At 72.1% G+C, this 20134-nt stretch carries 19 protein-coding genes; 8 read left to right on the forward strand and 11 right to left on the reverse strand.

Annotation, left to right across the window (positions count from 1 at the left end):
* Positions 1–25 precede the first annotated feature (25 nt).
* Positions 26–988 carry an NADP-dependent oxidoreductase gene (locus tag ACFQTY_RS10225; RefSeq protein ID WP_378100008.1) on the reverse strand — a complete coding sequence of 321 codons (963 nt, stop codon included), beginning with the start codon at positions 986–988 and terminating at the stop codon, positions 26–28.
* 83 nt (positions 989–1071) lie between these two features.
* Here ACFQTY_RS10225 and ACFQTY_RS10230 point away from each other — a divergent pair, with 83 nt between their 5' ends.
* Complete coding sequence (locus ACFQTY_RS10230; protein WP_378100010.1) at positions 1072–1668, forward strand: TetR/AcrR family transcriptional regulator; 597 nt, start codon at positions 1072–1074, stop codon at positions 1666–1668.
* Between the two features lie 25 nt (positions 1669–1693).
* Here ACFQTY_RS10230 and sigJ read toward each other — a convergent pair whose 3' ends face one another.
* Positions 1694–2587 (reverse strand): RNA polymerase sigma factor SigJ, encoded by an 894-nt coding sequence (sigJ, locus tag ACFQTY_RS10235; protein WP_378100012.1) that lies wholly within the window; start codon positions 2585–2587, stop codon positions 1694–1696.
* A gap of 82 nt (positions 2588–2669) precedes the next feature.
* Between sigJ and ACFQTY_RS10240 the strand changes: the two genes are divergently transcribed.
* Complete coding sequence (locus tag ACFQTY_RS10240; RefSeq protein ID WP_378100014.1) at positions 2670–3167, forward strand: nitroreductase/quinone reductase family protein; 498 nt, start codon at positions 2670–2672, stop codon at positions 3165–3167.
* A gap of 45 nt (positions 3168–3212) precedes the next feature.
* Here ACFQTY_RS10240 and ACFQTY_RS10245 read toward each other — a convergent pair whose 3' ends face one another.
* The 7 genes from ACFQTY_RS10245 to ACFQTY_RS10275 all read right to left on the reverse strand — a co-directional run bounded on the left by ACFQTY_RS10245 (position 3213) and on the right by ACFQTY_RS10275 (position 11892).
* On the reverse strand, positions 3213–4223 hold the full coding sequence (locus tag ACFQTY_RS10245) for an L-idonate 5-dehydrogenase (RefSeq protein ID WP_378100016.1): 1011 nt from the start codon (positions 4221–4223) through the stop codon (positions 3213–3215).
* Positions 4220–5749: a mannitol dehydrogenase family protein gene (locus ACFQTY_RS10250; RefSeq protein ID WP_378100723.1), complete on the reverse strand. Its 1530-nt coding sequence runs from the start codon at positions 5747–5749 to the stop codon at positions 4220–4222. Before ACFQTY_RS10250 ends, ACFQTY_RS10245 begins: the two co-directional genes overlap by 4 nt.
* Positions 5750–5751: 2 nt before the next feature.
* Positions 5752–6963, reverse strand: coding sequence for a D-mannonate dehydratase ManD (gene manD, locus ACFQTY_RS10255; RefSeq protein ID WP_378100018.1), 1212 nt, complete (start codon positions 6961–6963; stop codon positions 5752–5754).
* A gap of 54 nt (positions 6964–7017) precedes the next feature.
* Positions 7018–8037, reverse strand: coding sequence for a 2-hydroxyacid dehydrogenase (locus ACFQTY_RS10260; protein WP_378100020.1), 1020 nt, complete (start codon positions 8035–8037; stop codon positions 7018–7020).
* Positions 8038–8086: 49 nt separating this feature from the next.
* The gene (locus ACFQTY_RS10265) at positions 8087–9502 is read right to left on the reverse strand and encodes an MFS transporter (protein WP_378100022.1); all 1416 of its coding nucleotides are present in this window, start codon (positions 9500–9502) and stop codon (positions 8087–8089) included.
* Positions 9503–9630: 128 nt separating this feature from the next.
* Positions 9631–10632, reverse strand: coding sequence for a LacI family DNA-binding transcriptional regulator (locus ACFQTY_RS10270; RefSeq protein WP_378100024.1), 1002 nt, complete (start codon positions 10630–10632; stop codon positions 9631–9633).
* Between the two features lie 243 nt (positions 10633–10875).
* Complete coding sequence (locus ACFQTY_RS10275; RefSeq protein ID WP_378100026.1) at positions 10876–11892, reverse strand: LacI family DNA-binding transcriptional regulator; 1017 nt, start codon at positions 11890–11892, stop codon at positions 10876–10878.
* Positions 11893–12092: 200 nt separating this feature from the next.
* On the opposite strand from ACFQTY_RS10275, the gene ACFQTY_RS10280 reads away from it, so the two are divergent.
* From ACFQTY_RS10280 to ACFQTY_RS10300, 5 genes are all read left to right on the forward strand, one after another.
* Positions 12093–13403, forward strand: coding sequence for an ABC transporter substrate-binding protein (locus ACFQTY_RS10280; RefSeq protein WP_378100028.1), 1311 nt, complete (start codon positions 12093–12095; stop codon positions 13401–13403).
* Positions 13404–13512: 109 nt separating this feature from the next.
* The gene (locus ACFQTY_RS10285; protein WP_378100030.1) at positions 13513–14457 is read left to right on the forward strand and encodes a carbohydrate ABC transporter permease; all 945 of its coding nucleotides are present in this window, start codon (positions 13513–13515) and stop codon (positions 14455–14457) included.
* A complete protein-coding gene (locus tag ACFQTY_RS10290) occupies positions 14457–15350 on the forward strand; it encodes a carbohydrate ABC transporter permease (RefSeq protein WP_378100032.1) in 894 nt (297 codons plus the stop codon). Before ACFQTY_RS10285 ends, ACFQTY_RS10290 begins: the two co-directional genes overlap by 1 nt.
* Entirely contained in the window at positions 15347–16660 is a 1314-nt protein-coding gene (locus ACFQTY_RS10295; protein WP_378100034.1) for a family 1 glycosylhydrolase, read from the forward strand. The genes ACFQTY_RS10290 and ACFQTY_RS10295 overlap by 4 nt, the downstream gene beginning before the upstream one ends.
* On the forward strand, positions 16657–18153 hold the full coding sequence (locus ACFQTY_RS10300) for an alpha-N-arabinofuranosidase (protein WP_378100036.1): 1497 nt from the start codon (positions 16657–16659) through the stop codon (positions 18151–18153). The genes ACFQTY_RS10295 and ACFQTY_RS10300 overlap by 4 nt, the downstream gene beginning before the upstream one ends.
* Before the next feature lie 40 nt (positions 18154–18193).
* Here ACFQTY_RS10300 and ACFQTY_RS10305 read toward each other — a convergent pair whose 3' ends face one another.
* Complete coding sequence (locus ACFQTY_RS10305; protein WP_378100038.1) at positions 18194–18778, reverse strand: maltose acetyltransferase domain-containing protein; 585 nt, start codon at positions 18776–18778, stop codon at positions 18194–18196.
* A 100-nt stretch (positions 18779–18878) separates the two neighbouring features.
* On the opposite strand from ACFQTY_RS10305, the gene ACFQTY_RS10310 reads away from it, so the two are divergent.
* On the forward strand, positions 18879–19208 hold the full coding sequence (locus tag ACFQTY_RS10310) for a TfoX/Sxy family protein (RefSeq protein ID WP_378100040.1): 330 nt from the start codon (positions 18879–18881) through the stop codon (positions 19206–19208).
* 13 nt (positions 19209–19221) lie between these two features.
* On the opposite strand, the gene ACFQTY_RS10315 is transcribed toward ACFQTY_RS10310, so the two are convergent.
* Positions 19222–20085 carry an alpha/beta fold hydrolase gene (locus ACFQTY_RS10315; RefSeq protein ID WP_378100042.1) on the reverse strand — a complete coding sequence of 288 codons (864 nt, stop codon included), beginning with the start codon at positions 20083–20085 and terminating at the stop codon, positions 19222–19224.
* Between the last annotated feature and the right edge of the window lie 49 nt (positions 20086–20134).

The following is a 20134-nucleotide window of genomic DNA, read 5'->3' on the forward strand; positions in this document are numbered from 1 at the left end:
CGGAACCGCCGCATCGCCTCGGTCCTCACGCGCCGGGGAGCAGCAGCAGCTTGCCGTGCGCCTGGTTGCTGCGGCTCAGCTCCAGAGCCGCACGCCAGTCCTCGAGTGCGAACGTCCGGGCGATCGGCACGCTGAACCGCCCCTGCCCGGCCAGGCCGACGAACTCGGCGAGCCCATCGACCGAGTGCGACCAGTCCTCGTGGAAGCTGTCCCGCACGCCGAGCGCGGGCGCGTGCTCGATGTCGGTGATGGTCAGCACGTGCTGCGCCTGGCCGCCCGCCGCGGCGACCAGCTCCGGCAGCACCCCCGTGACCGGCGCGGTGTCGAGCACCAGGTCGACCGGGCCGCCCATCGCGGCCCGCACCCGGTCGGCCAGCCCGGGGCCGTACGAGGTGACGGTGGCGCCCAGCTGGTGGAGCGCGGCGGTGTGCGTGGGGCCGGCGGTGGCGACGACCCGCAGGCCGCGCACCAGCGCGATCTGCACGGCGGCGAACCCGATGGTGGTGCCCGCGCCGTTGACCAGGAGCGTCGTGCCGGGCTCGAGGCCCAGCAGCGCCAGGTGCCGGTAGGCGGTGTCGACGGCCATCGGCAACGCGGCGGCCTCCGTCAGGTCCAGGCCGGCCGGGACCGGCACCCAGCGGTTCATCACGGCATGGTCGGAGGCGCCCGCGGTGGTGGACTCACGCCAGTCGGCGGTGCCGACGACGAGGTCGCCGATCGCCACGCCGGTGACGTCCGGACCGACCGCGTCGACCGTGCCGGACACGTCGATGCCGATGCCGCGCGGCAGCAGGCCGGCGAAGAGCCCGCCGCACAGCGCCCAGTCGGCGGGCGCGAGGCCGCAGGCGTGCACGGTGACGCGGATGCGGCCCGGGCCCGGCTCGGGGACGGGCGCTGTCTCGAGCCGGAGCACGTCGGCGGCGTCGCCGTACTCGTGGAAGCGGACGGTGCGCATGGTCTGCGGAGCGGTGGTGGGCTTGATGGGCATCGCGGTCTCGCTCTCGTCGGGAAGAGAACAGGTAAAGTGGAACGTGTTCCGGTTGTACGACGAGCCTAGTGCATAAGTGGAGCATGATCCGTTTGAGTGGGAACCCCGGCCTGCGCGCCGATGCCGCCCGCAACCGCGACGTGGTGCTCGCGGCCGCGACCCGGGTGTTCGCCTCCGCCGACGCCGAGCCGTCCATGCGGGCGATCGCCCGTGAGGCCGGCGTCGGCATCGCCACGCTGTACCGGCACTTCCCGACGCGGGAGTCGCTGGTGGACGCGGTCTACCGCGACCAGGTGGACCGGCTGACCCGTGGCGCCGACCAGCTGCTCGCCGAGCACGCGCCGGCCGACGCCCTGCGCCTCTGGATGGACCTGTTCGGCGACTGGCTGGTCACCAAGCACGGCATGGTCGACACCCTGCGCGAGATGGTCGACGCCGGGTCCGTCACGCACCTGCAGACGCGGGACCAGCTGCTGGCGGCGATCGACAGCATCCTCGGGGCCGGCCGGGACGCCGGAGAGCTGCGGGCCGACGTGCGGGCGGACGACGTGGCCGCCGCGCTGATCGGCGTGTTCACCGTCGCCGGGACGTCGGCGCGGGAGGGCCAGGGCGCCCGGCTGCTCGACCTGCTGATGGACGGCCTGCGCACCCACCGCGCCGAGGCTCGGCCGTCCGACTGACGGCGGATCGCGCGCCGGCGCCCGTTCAGCGGTCGGTCAGGCCCGCGAGGTCGAGCCGGGCGAGCCGTTGCGGGTCCGCGAGGATGTCGATCTCGACGATCACGTCGCCTCGCACGGCCACGCTCAGCAGGGTGAACGGGGTGCCGTCCCGGACGCCGAGCAGTCCGGGCCTGTCGTTCACCAGCACCGGCCGGGCGTGCACGGCCAGCGAGGCGAACCGGAGCGCCTGACGCGCCACCGCGGGCGCGCCGCGGACCAGCTGCGACGGTCCCAGCGGCCCGCTGCCCGCGTCGGCGCGCAGCACCACGTCGGGGTCGAGGACGGCGAGCAGCCCGTCGAGGTCGCCCTCGCGGGACGCCGCGAGGAAGGCGTCGACCACCTGCCGGTGCCGTCGGGAGTCGACCCGCCCGCTCGGTTCGGCGCCGCGGACGCGTCGTCGTGCGCGGCTGGCCAGCTGCTTGGCGGCGTCCGGGGTGCGGTCGAGGATCGTCGCGACCTCGTCGAACGGCACCGCGAAGACGTCGTGCAGGACGAACGCGAGCCGCTCGGCGGGCGACAGGGTGTCGAGGACCACGAGCAGCGCGAGGCCCACCGAGTCGGCCGCCACCGCCTGCTCCTCCGGGCCGGTCCGCGGCGCCTGGGTGACCACCGGGTCGGGCAGGTGGACCTCGAGCGGGTCCTCGCGTCGCGTCTGCCGGGTCCGCAGCATGTCGAGGCACACGCGGCTGACCACGGTGGTGAGCCAGCCGCCGAGGTTGCGGATCTCGTCCGGGTCCGAGCGCGCCAGCCGCAGCCACGTCTCCTGCACCGCGTCCTCGGCGTCGCTGAGCGAGCCGAGCATCCGGTAGGCCACCGCGTGCAGGTGCCCGCGCTGCGCCTCGAAGGTCGCCGCCACCCCGTCGCCGTCGTCCACCGTCACCTTCCTTCGTCACCTTCCTTCGTCCCAGTCCGTCATCACGGTGACGAACCGCACGCCCTCAAGGTGACACCCAAGGAGCCAGATGGACGAGAACCGCACCGCCACGGACGACGCACGCGCCCCCGAGGTCCGGGCCCGGACCCTGCCGGGGCAGCGGCTGGCGAACCGCCTGGTGCGCGGCCTGCTGCGGACGCCGCTGGTGTGCCGGGTGGTGGGCCGCAGGCTGATCACGCTGTACGTGGTGGGCCGCAAGACCGGGCGCCGCTACACCGTCCCCGTCGCCTACGTCCCGGACGAGGGTGCGCTGCTGATCGGCACGCCCTTCGCGTGGGCGCGCAACCTGCGCAGCGGCGAGAAGGTCGATGTCCGGCTGAAGGGCCTGCGGCGCTCGGCGGACGTCGAGGTGGTGACCGACGAGCCCGGTGTCGTCGCCGCGTACGCGCTGATGGCGAGCCGCAACCACCAGTTCGCGGCGTTCAACCGCATCGGCCTGGACGCGGCCGGTCAGCCCGACCCGGTGGACCTGCACCTGGCGTGGGCCGCGGGCGCACGGGCGATCAAGCTCACGCCGAGGCCCTAGGGCCGGCCCGGCGACGACGTCGCACCGGCCCACGAGCCGCCAGGGTCAGTCCCGCCAGAGCGAGACGAGCACCTTCCCCGACGCGCGGGAGTCCCGCGCCACGGTGAAGGCCTCGACCGCGTCCTGCGCCCGCACGGTGTGCGTGATCACCTGCGCGAACGCCGGGTTGTCGTCGAGCATCCGGACGGCATCGTCGATCTCGTCGTCGAACCGGAAGCAGCCGCGGTACTCGGCCTCCTTGGCGATCAGCGGCGCCACCGCCACCGGAGCCGGCTCGTCCGGGACCATGCCGACCTGAACCACGACGCCGGCGCGCCGGACCGCGACGAAGGTGGACGAGATCGCGGCCGGTACGCCGGAGCACTCGAAGACGACGTCGTAGGCCTCGGTGCCGACGGGTTCCAGGCCGACCTGCACCGCGCGGTGCGCCCCGACAGCGGAGGCGCGCTCGAGCGGCTCGGGCAGCACGTCGCTCGCGGTCACCCGGGCGCCGAGAGCCACCGCGGCCGCGGTGACCAGCAGGCCGATCGGACCCGAACCGTTGACCAGCACGTCCTTGGCCCGGACCCCGCCGGCGATCCGGATGGCGTGCAGGGCGACTGCGAGGGGTTCGGCGAGAGCCGCGGTCGCCAACGACAGGGTGGGGGGAAGGGTGCGGACCATCTCGCGGTCGACGACGAGATACTCCGACATGCCGCCCTGGGTGTGGGGCCAGCCGGAGGCGCTGCCGAGGTAGCTGCCGCCCGGCCACAGGTGCCGCTTGCCGGGGACCTCGGGCAGCGCCGGTCCGAAGGTCGCCGGGTGCACGGTCACGGGCGTCCCGGTGGGCAGGGCGCCGGACGGGTCGAGCTCGACGGTCCCGGACAGCTCGTGGCCGGGTACCAGGGGTTCGCGGACGACGAACTGGCCGTTGGCGCCGTGGAAGTAGTAGTGCAGGTCGGAGCCGCAGATGCCGGCGTAGGCCATGCGCAGGCGCACCTGGCCCGGTCCTGGTTCGGGGGTGGGCACCTCGTCCTGGCGCAGGTCCTGCTTGCCGTGGATGGTCAGGGCTCTCATCGACGTGCCACCTCGTGCTCGGGGGTCGTGCGGGCGCCTGGCGGCGTGCAGACGTCGCGAGAGGCGAGGGCGTCGGCCGCGGCGGTCCGGATGCCGTGGCGGACGATGACGTCGAGCAGCTGCGTCACGCGGTCGGTGAACCGGCGCTCCTCGGCCAGCGCGGTGGGGAAGAACCCGCCGGTCATGATGGCCTCGACGTGGCCCGCGAGGGTCGTCGTGCCGGCGGTCGCGCGGGCCAGGTCGGCGCGGTGGGGTTCGTCGATCTGGGCGGCGATCGGGCCGGGGTCGAACCCGTCCGGGGGTGCCACGCAGGCGATCCACGCGGCGACGGTGAGCGCGAGCTGCTGCGGGGTGCAGCCCTGGCGCAGCAGGCGCAGGGCCGGTTCCGGGACGCGTTGCAGCAGCTTGGTGGACCCGTCCGAGCCGACCCGCGCGGTGGCGTCGGCCAGAGCGGTGTTCGACCATCGGTCGAACAGCTGCACGACGTAGGCCGCGGCATCGAAGCCGGTGGGGAGCTCGATGCTCGGCAGGTACTCGTCGTCGATCGCCGCCTGGACGCAGGCGGCGACGACGTCCTGGGCGCTGGCCTCGGGGATCGTCGCCCGACCGTCGAGGGCACCGAGGTAGGCGATCAGCGAGTGGCACCCGTTCAGCAGGCGCAGCTTGACGAGCTCGTAGCGCTGGACCTCGTCGGTGAAGATCGCGCCGGCCGCCTCCCACGCCGGCCTGCCCGCGGCGAACCGGTCCTCGAGCACCCACATGGAGAACCGCTCGGCCGGCACCGGGACCTCGTCGTGAAGGTCCAGGAGCCGCTCGACCGCGGTTCGGGTCGCGTCGGTGGTGGCCGGAACGATGCGGTCGACCATGGCGTTGGGGAACGTGACCGTCGCTGCGAGGGTGTCGAGCACGGTGTCGGGCGCACCTGCGGCGGCCAGGTACTGGTGGACGATCGGCGCGGTGGTGGTGCCGGCCAGCTGCATGTTGTCGCACGACAGCACCGTGACCGGCGCTTGGGACGACAGCGCTCGGTGCCACAGCCCGACGGCCAGCTGACCGAGCAGGGTGCGGGGCCGGCCGGTGGCCAGGTCTGCGGCGAGCCGGGGGTCGTCCACGTCGAGCAGGCCGGTGGAGGCCGAGCGGTGGTAGCCCTTCTCCGAGATGGTGAGGGTGACTATCCGATGTGCGGGGTCGGCCACCGCCGAGAGCACCGCGTCCGGGTCGTCCGCGGCGACGAGCGTGCCCCGGTGCACGTCGACCACCCCGGCGCGCTGCCCGTGCGGGGTGAGCTCGAGCACCGAGTACAGGTGGTCCTGCGCGCGCAGGCCCTCCACGACCCGGCGGGACCGGTTGGCGACACCGAGGATGCCCCAATCGCCTCCGCCGACGGCCATGGCGAGCGCGGTGTCGACTGCCGCGTGGGCTCGGTGGAAGCTGCCCAGGCCGAGGTGGACGATGCCGGTCCGCGCGGGTGCCGACGCGCCGATCAATGCTCGGGCCGGGAGGGTCGACCTGCTCAGCGGGCGCATGCTCACCAGTCCACCAACGTGCCGTCCAGCGATCGAGCAACGGGCAGGTAAGCCGGCTGGTAGGGGTGTCCTTCGACCAGCGACTCGTCGAAGGACACCCCGAGCCCCGGCTCGTCACCCGGCTGCAGGTAGCCGTCGGCGACGTGCCAGGCGTGCGGGAACGCCTCGTGCACCTGCTGCGGGTAGCCCATGTACTCGTGGATGCCGAAGTTGTGGGTGGCCGTGCACAGGTGGACGCTCGCGGCGAACGCGATGGGGGAGATGTCCGACGGCCCGTGCGGGGCGGCCTTCACCCCGTACACGTCAGCGAACGCGAACAGCTTGCGCACGTGGCTGATGCCGCCCGCGTGCACCACGGCCGCGCGGATGTAGTCGATGTACCGGTGGGAGATCAGGTGCTGGGCGTCCCACACCGTGTTGAACACCTCGCCGACGGCCAGCGGGGTGGTGGTGTGCTCGCGCACCAGGCGGAACGCCTCCTGGTCCTCGGCCGGCGTCACGTCCTCCAGCCAGAACAGGTCGTACGGTTCCACGGCCTTCCCGAGCCGCGCCGCCTGGATCGGCGTCAGCCGGTGGTGCGCGTCGTGCAGCAGCCGGACCCCCGACCCGACGTGCTCACGCACCGCCCCGATCGCCGCGGGCACCGACGCCAGGTACGCCGCGGAGTCCCACTCCTCCTCCAACGGGACGGCCGCCCGACCCGCCGGCTCGTACCGGGCCTCTCGCGACACGCCGTACACCGTGCGCAGCCCGGGCACGCCGGTCTGCACGCGCACCGCGCGGTACCCGTCCGCCAGCTGGCGGTCTACCGCGTCCAGCAGCTCGGACGTCTCCCATCCGAACGCGTGCCGGTAGGCCAGCAGCCCCTCGCGCACCCGTCCCCCCAGGAGCTGGTACACAGGCTGGCCGGTCCGCTTGCCGAGGATGTCCCACAGCGCCATGTCCACCGCCCCGATCGCCGCCATGGTGATCGGCCCGCGCCGCCAGTACACCCCCCGGTACAGGTACTGCCACAGGTCCTCGATCCGGCCCGGGTCACGGCCGAGGAGCAGCTCGGCGACGTGGTCGCGCAGGTAGCTGGCCACGGCCAGCTCCCGACCGTTGACCGTTGCGTCGCCCCAGCCGACCAGGCCGTCGGCCGTCGTGACCTTCAGCGTGACGAAGTTGCGCCCCGGGCTTGCGACGAGGACGTCGACCCGCTCGATCCTGTCCATGCGTGGCTTCCCTTCTGGGGCTAGCCGCGCCTCGACGACGCGGCCGGCCGTTGCTCACTGTGCGGTGGCGGGCGCCGCCTGCGCGGCTGCCGGGCGCCCGGGTACGACGAGGCGCTCCAGAGCTCGGCCCTCCGCGAGGCGGTGGAGGTTGTCGCAGATGTCGAGCGCCCGCCGGCGGAACGTCTCCGCCGTGACGCCCGACAGGTGCGGGGTCATCAGCACGTTCGGCAGCGCCGCGAACGGCAGCCTGCTCGGGAGCGCGAGCGACCCCTCCGCCGGGTACGAGTACCAGACGTCGATCGCGGCGCCGGCGATGGCGCCGGACTGCAGAGCGTCGAAGAGCGCCTGCTCCTGGACCACGGGCCCTCGAGCGACGTTGACCAGGAGTGCCGTCCGCCGCATCCGGCCCAGCTCTGCCGCGCCGAGCATGCCCTGCGTCTGCGCCGTCAGCGGAACGCTGACGACCAGGTGGTCGACCCGCGCCAGGAGCTCCTCGAGCGCACCGGGCCCATGCAGCACGTCGAGCCGGTCGTCCGGGAGTACTCGGTCCGGCCGTCTGACGAGCGCGACGCCGTCGACGTCGAACCCGTGCAGCACCCGCCACGTCTCGCTGCCGATGCTGCCGAAACCGAGGAACCCCACCGTCGAACCCCGGAGGGTGGACGGTTGCGGCTGCGCGGGGTCGTACACCGGGGACCGCCAGCTCCCGCGGCGGAGGGCGGAGTCCGCCTCGCCGATGCGCCGGCCGAGGAACACCAGCGACATCACGACGTACTCGGCGATCGAGCGGCCGTGGTGGAAGGTGTTCGCCAGGGCGACGTGCGAGCCGAGGGCGTCGCGGTCGACGCCGTCGGTACCGGCGCCGGCGACGTGGACCAGGCGCAGGCGGGGTGCCGCCTCCGCCATCGCCGGGGTGAACGACGCCCCGACCAGGACGTCGGCGTCCGCCAGCTCCTCGAGCACAGCGGGCCCGTCGGACGGGTCTGCGAACGACCAGGTGGTGCCGGTGGGGCCGTGCTGGGCCAGCAGCTGCTGGTAGGGCTGCAGGTTGCGGTCCGTGACCAGAACCTTCACCGGCGCTGCCCCCCTCGTCGTCCGGCCCGGGTGAGCGGTGACCTCGACGTCACGGCTGGACCTCCGCCACGTCCACCGTCGCCAGCCCCGCGCGCCGGCTGCGGACCTCCACGTAGCCGTAGACCTCGGGGAGGATGAACACCGCCGCCATCAGGCCGACCAGCGGGAAGACCGCGGTGAACAGGGTCGCGCGCGCCTGGCCCAGGCTCCCGAAGAACGTCGGGAACAGGAAGATCCCGATGAATGCGGGCAGCTTGTTGTGGATGTACGCGAACCCGGTGGCCAGGCCCTTCTGCCGGGGGGCGGCGACCATCGACGGGATGGTCATCACGTTCTCGGCGTCCCAGTAGTGGCCCCAGAGCATGGCGGCCGCGGCGACGGGAACCAGCCAGAGGGTCTTGCTCTCGATCGCGAAGGCGGCGACGAGCAGGGACACCAGGACGATGGAGAACCCGTAGATGCTGAGCCGCCGCTGGCCGATCCGCGGCAGCAGCTGCGGCCCGACGAGGCCCGAGACCACGGCGATCAGGTAGATGCCCATGCTCAGGAAGTTCGTCGCGACGATCCCCGAGACGCCGACCAGCACGAACATGATCGGCAGGTAGAAGGCGAAGGTCGAGAACTCCAGTGCCTGCGCCCAGGAGGCCACCCAGCTGAAGATCGTGGCGCGCCGCTTGGTGCGGTCGCTCATGATGTCGCGCAGGAAGTCGGTCAGCTTCGGCTTGTCCATCTCGACGTCGGTGTCCGGCAGCATGTCGAGCGGGTCGTCGTACATCTTCAGCGTGACGGCCTTCGCCTCCCGGAACCGCCCCTTCTGGATGAGCCAGATCGAGGTCTCCGGCAGGTCGAGCCGGAGCAGCAGCAGCGCGAGCGCCGGCAGCGCGCCGAGGCCGAGGCCGATCCGCCAGAGCAGGTGCGGCGCGACACCGAGGCCGAACATCGCGGTGATCACGCCGATGGAGACCACCTCGCCGATGCCGAACATCGCCTGCCACCGGTTGCCCATGACCTCGCGCTTGCCGGCCTCCATCGACTCCATGATGTAGGTGTAGCCAGCGGCGAGGTCGCTCCCGAGGGGGATGCCCAGCAGCAGCCGGATGGCGGCGAGCGCGGCCATCGACGGCGCGAACGCCTGGGCCAGGCCGAGCACGATGAACATCACCATCGTGCTGAGGAAGATCTTGCGTCGGCCGAACCGGTCGGACAGCCAGCCGCCGATCAACGCGCCGACGACCGCCCCGGCCTGGGTGCCGGCAGCGGTGAAGCCGAGCATGAGGGCCGACGGGTGGAACTCCTGCTTGAGGAAGATCAGCAGGAAGGAGATGGAGTAGAGGTCCCAGGCCTCGATGAAGATCGAGGCGATCATCATCCAGCCGATCCGCTTGCCGGTCGGGCTGTACTTCTGGATGACGTGGCTGATGGCTTCGTGCGCCAACGCCTCGTTGCGTTCGAGCTGAAGTCCCATGGTCGTGTCCTCGGGTCGGTGGTGGATGCGTTCGTCTGCCTGTGCCGAGGTGCGGCACGTGCGAGCCAGGGCATGGCTCGGGACGGTCACGGCGGCGGGGCGCCGTGACGGGTGTCGTGCTGGGCCGGTCAGCCGGTGACGGACGTGGCGCTCGGCGCGTGCCCGGTGGAGGCGCGCACCACCAGCTGGGTGCTGAGGGTGACGACGGTCGGGTCGGCGACGGCGCCGGAGGCGACCTCCGCCATGAGCCGGGCGCTCGCCTCTCCCGCGGCGCCCATCGAGACCCGGATCGTGGTGAGCGCCGGCGTGGAGATCGCCGACGTGCTGATGTCGTCCACGCCCATGACGCTCATGTCGTCGGGGACCGCAACCCCGGCCACTGCCAGCGCCGACTGGATGCCGAGCGCCATCAGGTCGTTGTAGGCCACCACCGCGGTGGCCCCCGTGGCGCGCACCGCCTCCGCGGCACCCGCCCCGCCCTCGTGCGTCGGCACGAACGGTCCGACGACCACCAGGTCGATGCGCAGCCGCTCGGCCTGCTGGGCGAGCAGCCGCCGCCGCTCCGCGTCGGACCACGACCGCTCGGGACCGGCGGCGTAGACGATCCGCCGGTGCCCGAGAGCCACGAGGTGCTCCATCGCCTGGCGGACGCCGTCCGTGGCGTCGACCAGGACGGCTGAGACGCCCGGGAAGCGTCGGTTGACCAGCACCAGGTGCGTCTGGGCCGCGAGGTCGGTGATCTCCTCCTGGTCCAGGCGCGAGGAGCACAGGACGAGTCCGTCGACCTGGCGCAGCAGCCGCTTGACGATCTCCCGTTCCCGGTCGGGGCTCTCGTCGGTGCCCGCCAGTAGCACCGCCTGGCCGTTGCCCCAGGCGTGCGCCTGGGCCGACTTGACGAACTCGGGGAACACCGGGTTGGCGACGTCGGGCACGACGACGCCGATGGTGTCGGTCCTGCCGGTGACGAGGGCGCGCGCGGCGCTGTTGGGGCGGTAGCCCAGCTCCTCCGCGACCTCCGCGATGCGCCGGCGGGTCCGCAGGCTCACGCGCTCCGGTTCGTTGAAGGCGCGCGACACGGTGGACGGGTCGAGCCCGAGGCGGGCTGCGACGGTCTGCAGCGTGGCGACCATGACCGCTCCTTCGCGACCGGTGCTCCAGGGTGGAGCATGGTGAGCATGCCAAGCGCTTGGCAAACCTGTCAACAGGAATGGCGCGAGCCCCGCATCGCGACCTTGCAGTCGTGCGAGCTGGTCCGGGGATCGAGCTCGCCCTGGACGCCAAACGATTGGTGACGTGGTGGAAGAGCTTCGGCGGCGTCCCGCCCGAGGAGCGTCGAGGGTGCTGCCGTGCGGCCCGACGCGCGGGGCCTGGCGTCAGGCCGTCGTGGGCCGCCGGCCGCGGGTGCTCTCGCGGACGACGAGGCGGTGGGGGATCACCACGTCACGCGGCCCCTCGGCGGCGCCGTCGATCCGCTCGAGCAGCCGGTCGACCACCGTGGCGGCCAGCACGCCCTTGTCCGGCGCGACCGTCGACAGCGACGGGATCATGTGCCGCGCCTCCGGGATGTCGTCGATGCCGATCACCGCGACGTCGCCCGGCACCGAGTAGCCCAGCTCCGACAGCCGGCGCATCGCGCCGATCGCCAGCTCGTCGTTGAAGCACACCAGCGCGTCCGGCACGGTCTCCCGCTGCAGCAGGGCGTCCACCGCCGCCGCGCCGTCGGACCACTCGTAGGTGTCCACCGCGACCGGTGCTGGCACCTCCAGGCCGGCGTCGCGGAGGGCCGTGCAGAAGCCGCGGTACCGCAGCTGCGAGGTGCCGGCCAGCGGGTCGTCCTGGTAGCCGACGGCGGCGACGCGGCGCCGGCCGAGGCCGACGACGTGCGCGGTGGCGTCCCGGGCGACCGCCTCGTTGTCCACGGCGACGTGGTCGGCCGGGCCGTCGCCGATGCGCTCGCCGAGCAGCACGATGGGGCCGCGCGGGGCGAAGTCCCGGACGTCGTCGGCGTTCAGGGCCAGCGGGCTGATCACGGTGCCGTCCGACAGCCGCGGCGGCACGCCGTTGAGCACGTCGACCTCACGCGCACGCAGGCCCTCGGTCTCCTCGATCAGCACCGTGTAGTCGCGCGCGGCGGCCGCCTCGATGACCAGGTGCGCCAGCTCGGCGAAGTACGGGGCGGCGATGTTGGGGATCGCCAGGGTCAGCAGGCCAGTGCGGCCCGAGCGCAGCGAGCGGGCGGTCAGGTTGGGCTGGTAGCCCAGCTCGGCCATCGCGGCCTGCACCCGCAGGCGGGTCTCCGGGGCGACCTTGGGCCGGTTGTGGACAACGTTGGAAACGGTCTTCGGAGACACGCCGGCCCGCGCCGCGACGTCCTTCACGCTGGCTGCCATCGCTGATCCGTCTCCTTCGACGCGCCCTTGAGAGCGGTCGGCGTGGTCTCTCCCCTGGTCAGACGAGCGTAGCGCGCTCGGGGTCGCTGAGGGCAGCCGCCTCGCTGCCAGATCGTTATCTTCGGCCCGGTTGACCGATCCTCGAAGGTCAGTGCATCCTTGGTTCCAACGTTGGAACTGGTTCTCGATGAGGAGAGATCATGTTTGGACGGCACAAGGCCGTGGCCACCATGCTGGTCGGCGCGGCAGCGCTCGCACTCGCCGGCTGCAGCAGCGGCGGTAGCTCCGCCTCGTCGAGCAGCGGCGGCGCCGGTGGTGGTGGCACCACCGAGCTGACGTTCTGGACGGGCCTGACCGGCCCCGACCGCCCGGCGGTGGAGCACATCGTCGACGGGTTCAACTCGTCGCAGTCCAAGGTGCACGTCACCATGCAGATCACGCCGTGGGACGTGCTGTACCAGAAGCTGCTGCCCGCGTACGGCTCCGGCAACGGGCCGGACCTGATCGGCATCGACAGCAACCAGATCCCGGTGTACGCCAGCAAGAGCGTCATCCAGCCGCTGGACGCGTTGCTCGGCTCCGACGGGGTGGACAAGTCCACGCTGGTCGGCCCCGCGGTGGACGCCGGCAAGTACAAGGGCAAGATCTACGGCCTGCCCATCGAGAACACCCCGGTGCTCCTGTACTACAACAAGAAGGAGTTCACGGCGGCCGGCCTCGACCCGACCAAGCCGCCGACGACGTGGGACGAGTGGATCGCCGACGCGAAGAAGCTCACCACCGGCTCCGGTCCGGAGGGCAAGCCGACCCAGTACGGCATGGCGCTCGGCGTGCACGACACCATCGAGGTGCTGCCCATCCTGATGTGGCAGAACGGCGGCGGCATCGCGTCCGACGACGGCAGCCAGGTGCTGCTCAACAGCGACGCCACCAAGAAGGTCGCCTCGCAGTGGGCCGGCCTGGTGGCCAACGACCACATCTCCCCGGTGGGTCTGTCCGGGGCTGACGCCGACAAGCTGGTCTCGGCCGGCACCGCCGCGATGGAGGTCAACGGTCCGTGGGCCACCACCGGCTACAAGAACGCCGGCATCGACTACGGCCTGGCCATGGTGCCCACCGGCCCCAACGGCCAGCAGATCACGCTGGGCAACACGACGAGCCTCGCGCTGAGCGCCAAGGCGAACAAGGCCAAGACCGACGCGGCCACCCAGTTCTACAAGTACTGGACCACGGTGGACTCGCAGACGTACTTCGCGCTGAACACGGGCTTCCCGCCGGTCACCAGCAACGTGCCGGACTCCGCGCTGGCGTCGAACCCCGACGTCGGGATGTTCTCCAAGTACGCCAAGTACGCGCGCAGCCTGGCTCCCGGCCAGCCGAACTTCGCCTCCATCCAGGGTGAGGTGTTCGACCCGGCCATGGAGAAGATCGAGAACGACCCCAGCTCGGTCAACGCGACGCTCGACGCCGCCGCCAACCAGCTGAAGTCGCTGCTGCAGAAGAACAGCTGACGCCCGAACCGAGACCCGTGGGGGCCGCCCGGCAGCGGCCCCCACGGGTACCGACCGCACGGGTCCGCACCGGACCCGCCCTCGATCGCTGTCGCAAGGAGCACCTGCCATGACGTCGTTGCTCGGTGAGCGCCCGGCCGGGACCGGGACCGCAGCTCCGGTGCCGGTCCGCCGGCGCAACGGTCTGCGGCGACGGCAGGCGCTGCGCGCGTACGGGTTCATCGCCCCGTCCGTCGTGATCCTCGGTGCGTTCATGGCGTGGCCCTTGGTCTCGTCCCTGCGGCTGTCGTTCTTCGACAGCTCCCAGTTCGGCGCCGACACGTTCGTCGGCCTGGACAACTACCGGTCGCTGCTGGGCGACCAGGTGTTCCGGGGCGACCTGTTCCGCACGCTGCTGTACGCCGTCGTCGTCACCCCGGTGACCGTGGGGCTCGCGGTGCTGTTCGCCATGATGCTCAACCGCAGGCTCGCCGGCCGGTCGTTCTTCCGGGCGGCGATCTTCGTGCCCGCCGTGCTGTCGCTCGGCGTGATGTCGATCGCGTGGGACTTCCTGTTCGACCCGAACATCGGCCTGCTGCCGCACTGGCTGGGGCCGCTCGGCATCTCGTTCGGCAACGGCGCCGCGGACCCGCACCTCGCACTGATCTACGTGATGGTGGTCGGCGTCTGGAAGAACGTCGGGTTCTACATGGTGATGTACCTGGCCGGCCTGGCGACCATTCCCAAGGAGCTGTACGAGGCGGCCGAGGTGGACGGTGCCCGGCCGTGGCAGAAGTTCCGGTCGATCACCTGGCCGCTGCTGGCCAACACGTCGGCCTTCGTCTTCGTCATCGCCGCGATCGCCTCGTTGCAGGCGTTCGACCAGGTGTACGTGATGACGCGCGGCGGCCCCTTCTTCCAGAGCGAGACGCTCGTCTACCTGATCTACCGCAAGGGCTTCCAGGACTTCCAGTTCGGGTACGCCTCGGCCGTGTCCTGGGTGCTGCTGGTGATCGTGCTGATCGTCAGCGTCGCGCAGAACGCCTTCTTCTCCCGCCGGCAGGTGACGTACTGATGACCGACGTGTCCGTGGACGCCCCCACGCTGTCCCTGCCCGAGCCCGGCCCCGTCGCCGAGCGCCGGCACGGCCCGTCCGGCACCGCGCTGCGCGTGCTGCTCTACGTCTCGCTCGCGGTGGTGGCCTTCGCCGTGCTGCTGCCGGTGATCTGGATGCTGCTCAGCTCCGTCAAGCCGGAGCACGACATCCTGGCCCACCCCGCGCAGCTGTGGCCGACGCACGTGACGTTCACCAACTACTCCGAGGTTTTCAAGCAGATCCCGTTCCTGCGGCAGTTCGGCAACACCGTCCTGTTCGCCGGCGCCGTGACCCTGTTCTCGCTGTTCTTCGACTCGATGACCGGCTATGCGCTGGCCCGCCTGGAGTTCCCGGGCAAGCGGCTGCTGTTCCTGGCGGTGCTGCTGTTCCTCATGCTGCCCGCCCAGGTGACGCTGGTGCCCGTCTACCAGCTGCTGAGCCACCTGCACCTGGTGAACACGTTCCCCGGGCTGATCATCCCGAGGGCCACCAATGCGTTCGGCATCTTCTTCATGCGGCAGTTCTTCCTCGGCATCCCCAACGACATGAGCGAGGCCGCGCGGATCGACGGTGCGGGGGAGTTCCGCATCTACTCGCGCATCGTGCTGCCGCTGGCCATGCCGGCGCTGCTGACGCTGGGCCTGTTCCACCTGATGTTCAACTGGAACGACCTGCTGTGGCCCCTGGTGCTGACCACCGACACGGCGATGCAGACGCTGCCCGCCGGGCTGGCGATGTTCATGGGCCAGCACGTGGTGGAGTACGGCCTGCTGATGGCCGGCGCGACCATGGCGATGGTGCCGATGCTGCTGGCCTTCGTGGTGGTGCAGCGCCGGTTCATCGAGGGCATCGCCACGACGGGGCTGAAGTGAGCGGGGCCGGAGCCGCGGACCGCGGGGCCGGGCGCGCGTTCGACGACGGCGCGCTGCACTTCGCGGTCGGCATCGAGGACACGTTCGTCCCGCAGGTGCGCCCTGGGCACCGCGCGCTCGACGAGTACGAGCTGACGGACCACTACCGGCAGTGGCGCTCGGACATCGACCTGGCCGCCGACAGCGGCGCGGACGCGATCCGGTACGGAGTCCCCTGGTACCGGGTGGAGCCCGAGCCCGGCCGGTTCGTGTGGGACTGGCTCGACCCGGTGGTGGACCACCTGCTGGAGCGCGGGCCGGTGCCGGTGGTCGACCTGGTGCACTACGGCACGCCGCTGTGGCTGGACAACGCCGCGATCAACGCGTCGTACCCCGAACGCGTCGCGGCCTACGCGTACGCGGTGGCCTCCCGGTACGCCGACCGCCTGCACGTGTACACGCCGGCCAACGAGCCGGCGGTGAACGCGGAGTGGTGCGGCGAGACCGCGGCGTGGCCGCCGTACCTGACGGGGCCGGACGGCTGGACCAAGGTGGCGACGGGTGTCGCGCGGGGCATCGTGCTGACGCAGCAGGCCGTCGCCGCGGCCGTGGCGGCGCCGACGTTCGTGCACGTCGAGGCCGCGTTCCGCTACGAGCTGGCCGACGACGCACCGGACGAGGTGGTCGAGGCGACCCGGCTGCGCGCCCAGCGGGACCTGCTGATCGAGGACCTGGTGTGCGGCGTGGTCGACGGCGACCACCCGCTGGTGCCGTTCCTGCACCGGCACGGGGTCGGTGACGCCACCCTCGACTGGCACCGGGCCCTCCCGATGCCGCCGGACGTGATGGGCGTGAACTTCTACCCGCACCTGTCGACCGGCGTCGTCGAGGTGGACGTCAGCCGCGAGGCGCCGGCGCGCGGGCTCAGCGGCGCGGACGGGCTGGAGGAGGTGCTGCGCCGGTTCCACGAGCGGTACGGCGCGCCCGTGTTCCTCACGGAGACCAGCAGCCGGGGCGATGCCGAGGCGCACATCGCCTGGCTCGAGGCGTCCGTCGGCCGGATCGTCGAGCTGCGGGCCGCCGGCCTGCCGGTCGTCGGGTACACGTGGTTCCCGCTGTTCGACCTGCTCGACTGGTCGTACCGCACGGGCACCGGACCGGCCGCCCAGTACCTGGAGCCGCTCGGCCTGTACCGCCTCTCCGCGGAGCCCGCCGACTCCCTGCGTCGCGAGACGACCGCCGCCGTCGACCGCTTCCGCCAGCTCGCCCAGACGTACGGCCCCTCCGGCCGACCCACCCCAGCCCACCCGACCGAGGGATCGAGAGCATGAGCAAGGCAAGGATCGTCGTCGACCCGCAGTTCACCGTCGCCCCCGTGGACCGGCGGCTGTTCGGCTCGTTCGTCGAGCACATGGGCCGCTGCGTCTACACCGGCATCTACGAGCCGGAGCACCCCTTGGCCGACCAGGACGGCTTCCGCAAGGACGTGCTCGCGCTGACGGGCGAGCTCGGCGTCTCGACCATCCGGTACCCGGGCGGCAACTTCGTCTCCAACTACCGGTGGGAGGACGGCGTCGGGCCCAAGGAGCAGCGGCCGGTGCGGCGCGACCTGGCGTGGCGGTCCATCGAGACCAACCAGTTCGGCATCGACGAGTTCGTCGACTGGTCCCGGCGGGCCGGCGTGGAGCCGATGGTCGCCGTCAACCTCGGCACCCGCGGCGTCGCCGAGGCCGTCGACCTGCTCGAGTACTGCAACGCCGACGCCGGCACCGCGCTCGCGGACCAGCGGGTGGCCAACGGGCACGCCGAGCCGCACGACGTGAAGCTCTGGTGCCTGGGCAACGAGATGGACGGTCCCTGGCAGATCGGGCACAAGACGGCCGAGGAGTACGGCCGGCTGGCGCAGGAGACGGGCAAGGCGATGAAGCGCCTGGACCCGAGCATCGAGCTGGTCGCGTGCGGGTCGAGCAACTCGAAGATGCCGACCTTCGGCAGCTGGGAGTCCACCGTCCTGGAGCACTGCTACGACGTCGTCGACTACATCTCCCTGCACGCGTACTACGAGCAGCACGGGGACGACGTCGCCAGCTACCTGGCGTCCGGCGTGGACATGGACAGGTTCATCGAGGCGGTGGCCGCCACGGCCGACGCGGTGGGCGCCCGGCTGCAGAGCCGCAAGCGGCTGCGGCTGTCCTTCGACGAGTGGAACGTGTGGTTCCAGGGCGAGTTCGGCGGCGAGGACTCCCTGGACTGGGCGGTCGCGCCGCAGATCATCGAGAACGACTTCGGCGTGGTCGACGCCGTGGTGGTCGGCGGCCTGCTCGTCTCGCTGCTCAAGCACGCCGACCGCGTGGGCGTCGCCTGCCTCGCGCAGCTGGTCAACGTGATCGCGCCGATCCGCACCGAGCCGGGCGGCCGGTCCTGGCGGCAGCCGATCTTCGCGCCGTTCGCGCTGACCGCCGAGGGTGCGCAGGGCGTGGTGCTGCAGACGGCGGCCGAGGGTCCGACGATCAGGACGGCCGAGTTCGGCGAGATCCCGACGGTGGACACCGTGGCCACGTGGGACCAGGCGAGCGGCACCACCAGCGTGTTCGCCGTCAACCGGTCGCCGGAGGAGTCCGTGCGGCTGACCATCGCCACGCAGGGGCTGCCGGCGGTGCGGACCGCGACGGCGGTGCAGATGGCGGTGGGCGGCGCCGGTGCCGCGGCCGGTTCGGACGAGTCCGCGTGGAGCCCGCGCGAGACGGCCGTCGAGCTGTCGGACGAGGGTGCCGCCATCGAGCTGGCCCCCGGCTCGTGGACCCGGGTGACGCTGGTCGCCTGAGGGGCACGACGGCGCCTGGGCCGGCCACCGATCCCTGCGGTCAGCCCAGGTCGTCGTCCGTGATCTCGCGCACCACGCGGGCCGGCACCCCGGTGACCACCGTCATCGGCGGCACGTCGCCACTCACCACCGCGCCCGCGCCCACCACGGCGCCGTAGCCGACCCGCACGCCGGGCAGCACCACCGCGTTGCTGCCGATCCACACCTTGTCCTCGATCACGATCGGCCGGGAGAACCGGCGGAAGTCCTCGCGCTGCCCGGGGTGCACCGGGTGGCCCGTCGTGGTCAGCGTGACGCTCGGCGCGATCATCACGCCGTCGCCGATGCGGATCTCCACGTCGTCGACGAACGTCAGGTTCACGTTGCCGAAGAAGTCGTCGCCGATGTGCACGTTGCTGCCGAACCCGGCGTGGAAGGGCGACAGGAGCACGGTGCGCTCGCCGACGGAGCCGAGGATCGCCTCGAGCAGGGCCCGGCGGGCCGAGGTGTCGCCCGGTGGCGTCTGGTTGTAGGCGAACACCAGGTCGGCGCGGCGCTGCGGCGCCTGGAACGCCGCCTCGGACTCGGTGTACAGCTCCCCGCGGGCGATGCGGTCCAGCACCTCGCGCTGGTCGTCGGGTGTCACGGCGTCGTCCCTCCCGCGGACGTCGTCGCCCACCCCTTGACGATCACCCGCGGGGCCGGCGATCTTCAAGCACCGACCGAACTGCGAGAGGGCTCTGGCGATGGCCGCGGTGCAGCTGGTGGACCGGATCAGGACGGCGCTGGCCGGGCGTGACGTCCGTGAGGTGCCGATGTTCGGCGGGGTCTCCTTCATGGTGGACGGCCGGCTGGTCGCGGCGTCGCGCCGCCAGGGGGACCTGCTGGTGCGGATCGATCCCGCCCGCCGCGACGAGCTGTGCTCGCGGCCCGGCGCCGCGCCGGCGGTGATGGGGACGGGTCGGCGCATGGGCGACGCCTGGCTGGCCGTCGCGGGTGAGCAGCTCGATGGTGACGGTCTGGACCAGTGGCTCGCCGTCGCCCTGGACGGGGGCGCCCGCTCCGCCGGGGTCTGAGGGGCGGCGCAGGTCAGCCGCGCGCGGCGACGATCCGGTCGAGCACCGCGTACGTGGCCGACGGCTGCTCGAGGTGCGGCAGGTGACCTGCCGCAGGGACGACGACGAGCTCGGCGCCGGTGCCGAACGAGTCCGCGTACGCGCGGCCGTACGCCGGTGTGACGATCCGGTCGCTCTCGCCCCACACCACCGTGGTCGGTGTCGCGACGGAGCGGAGGCGGTCGCGCAGCGACGGGTCGTGCATGTAGGGGTCGCCGGCCAGGGCCTGCATCGTCGTCCGGTTGCCGCCCATCCGGGCGAGCTCCGCGGCCGGCAGCGTCGCCGGGTCGGTGAAGAAGCGCTCGCTGTCGTGGAAGCTGTGCTCGGCCACGCCCCGGGCGTCCAGGGCGAAGAAGTCGGTGATCGGCTCGCCCGGGACCTCGATCCCCACGGCATCGACCAGCACCAGATGGGCGATGCGCCCCTCGGCGTCGTGCGCCGCCAGCTCCGCACCGATCCACCCGCCGAGCGACGAGCCGACCACCACCACGTCGTACAGGTCGAGCTGCCGCAGCAGGCCGCCGTACAGCACGGCGAGGTCGGCGATCGAGGCGATGCTTTCCGGCCGCGGTGTCCCGTCCCAGCCGGGGTGCGTCGGCGTCAGCACGTGCGCGTGCTCGGCGAGGTGGGTGGCCAGGCCGAGAACCGTCGGCAGGCCGCCACCGCCGTGCAGGAGGAGCACCGGGCGGCCGGTGCCGCCCTCGGCGAGGAGGAGCGTTGCGCCGTCGGCGAGAGTGACCGTCCAGGACGGCACCAAGGTCGGCGCTTGGCTGCCCGGTGCCGCCTCCGGTGCCGAGACGGAGGTGGACGGGGTGGTGGGGAAGAGCTGCGTCGTCATGCGCCGACCGTAAATCAACACATTGATATCAACAAGTTGATACTAAGAT

Source organism: Cellulomonas sp. T2.31MG-18 (genome assembly GCF_964266755.1).
GTDB lineage: Bacteria > Actinomycetota > Actinomycetes > Actinomycetales > Cellulomonadaceae > Cellulomonas.

What these genes read in the sequence shown, in the direction of transcription:
- ACFQTY_RS10225 (WP_378100008.1), bottom strand. Translation starts at nt 988, where the DNA reads ATGCCCATCAAGCCCACCACCGCTCCGCAGACCATGCGCACCGTCCGC.
- ACFQTY_RS10230 (WP_378100010.1), top strand. Translation starts at nt 1,072, where the DNA reads ATGATCCGTTTGAGTGGGAACCCCGGCCTGCGCGCCGATGCCGCCCGC.
- ACFQTY_RS10240 (WP_378100014.1), top strand. Translation starts at nt 2,670, where the DNA reads ATGGACGAGAACCGCACCGCCACGGACGACGCACGCGCCCCCGAGGTC.
- ACFQTY_RS10245 (WP_378100016.1), bottom strand. Translation starts at nt 4,223, where the DNA reads ATGAGAGCCCTGACCATCCACGGCAAGCAGGACCTGCGCCAGGACGAG.
- ACFQTY_RS10250 (WP_378100723.1), bottom strand. Translation starts at nt 5,749, where the DNA reads ATGCGCCCGCTGAGCAGGTCGACCCTCCCGGCCCGAGCATTGATCGGC.
- manD (WP_378100018.1), bottom strand. Translation starts at nt 6,963, where the DNA reads ATGGACAGGATCGAGCGGGTCGACGTCCTCGTCGCAAGCCCGGGGCGC.
- ACFQTY_RS10265 (WP_378100022.1), bottom strand. Translation starts at nt 9,502, where the DNA reads ATGGGACTTCAGCTCGAACGCAACGAGGCGTTGGCGCACGAAGCCATC.
- ACFQTY_RS10270 (WP_378100024.1), bottom strand. Translation starts at nt 10,632, where the DNA reads ATGGTCGCCACGCTGCAGACCGTCGCAGCCCGCCTCGGGCTCGACCCG.
- ACFQTY_RS10275 (WP_378100026.1), bottom strand. Translation starts at nt 11,892, where the DNA reads ATGGCAGCCAGCGTGAAGGACGTCGCGGCGCGGGCCGGCGTGTCTCCG.
- ACFQTY_RS10280 (WP_378100028.1), top strand. Translation starts at nt 12,093, where the DNA reads ATGTTTGGACGGCACAAGGCCGTGGCCACCATGCTGGTCGGCGCGGCA.
- ACFQTY_RS10285 (WP_378100030.1), top strand. Translation starts at nt 13,513, where the DNA reads ATGACGTCGTTGCTCGGTGAGCGCCCGGCCGGGACCGGGACCGCAGCT.
- ACFQTY_RS10290 (WP_378100032.1), top strand. Translation starts at nt 14,457, where the DNA reads ATGACCGACGTGTCCGTGGACGCCCCCACGCTGTCCCTGCCCGAGCCC.
- ACFQTY_RS10300 (WP_378100036.1), top strand. Translation starts at nt 16,657, where the DNA reads ATGAGCAAGGCAAGGATCGTCGTCGACCCGCAGTTCACCGTCGCCCCC.
- ACFQTY_RS10310 (WP_378100040.1), top strand. Translation starts at nt 18,879, where the DNA reads ATGGCCGCGGTGCAGCTGGTGGACCGGATCAGGACGGCGCTGGCCGGG.
- ACFQTY_RS10315 (WP_378100042.1), bottom strand. Translation starts at nt 20,085, where the DNA reads ATGACGACGCAGCTCTTCCCCACCACCCCGTCCACCTCCGTCTCGGCA.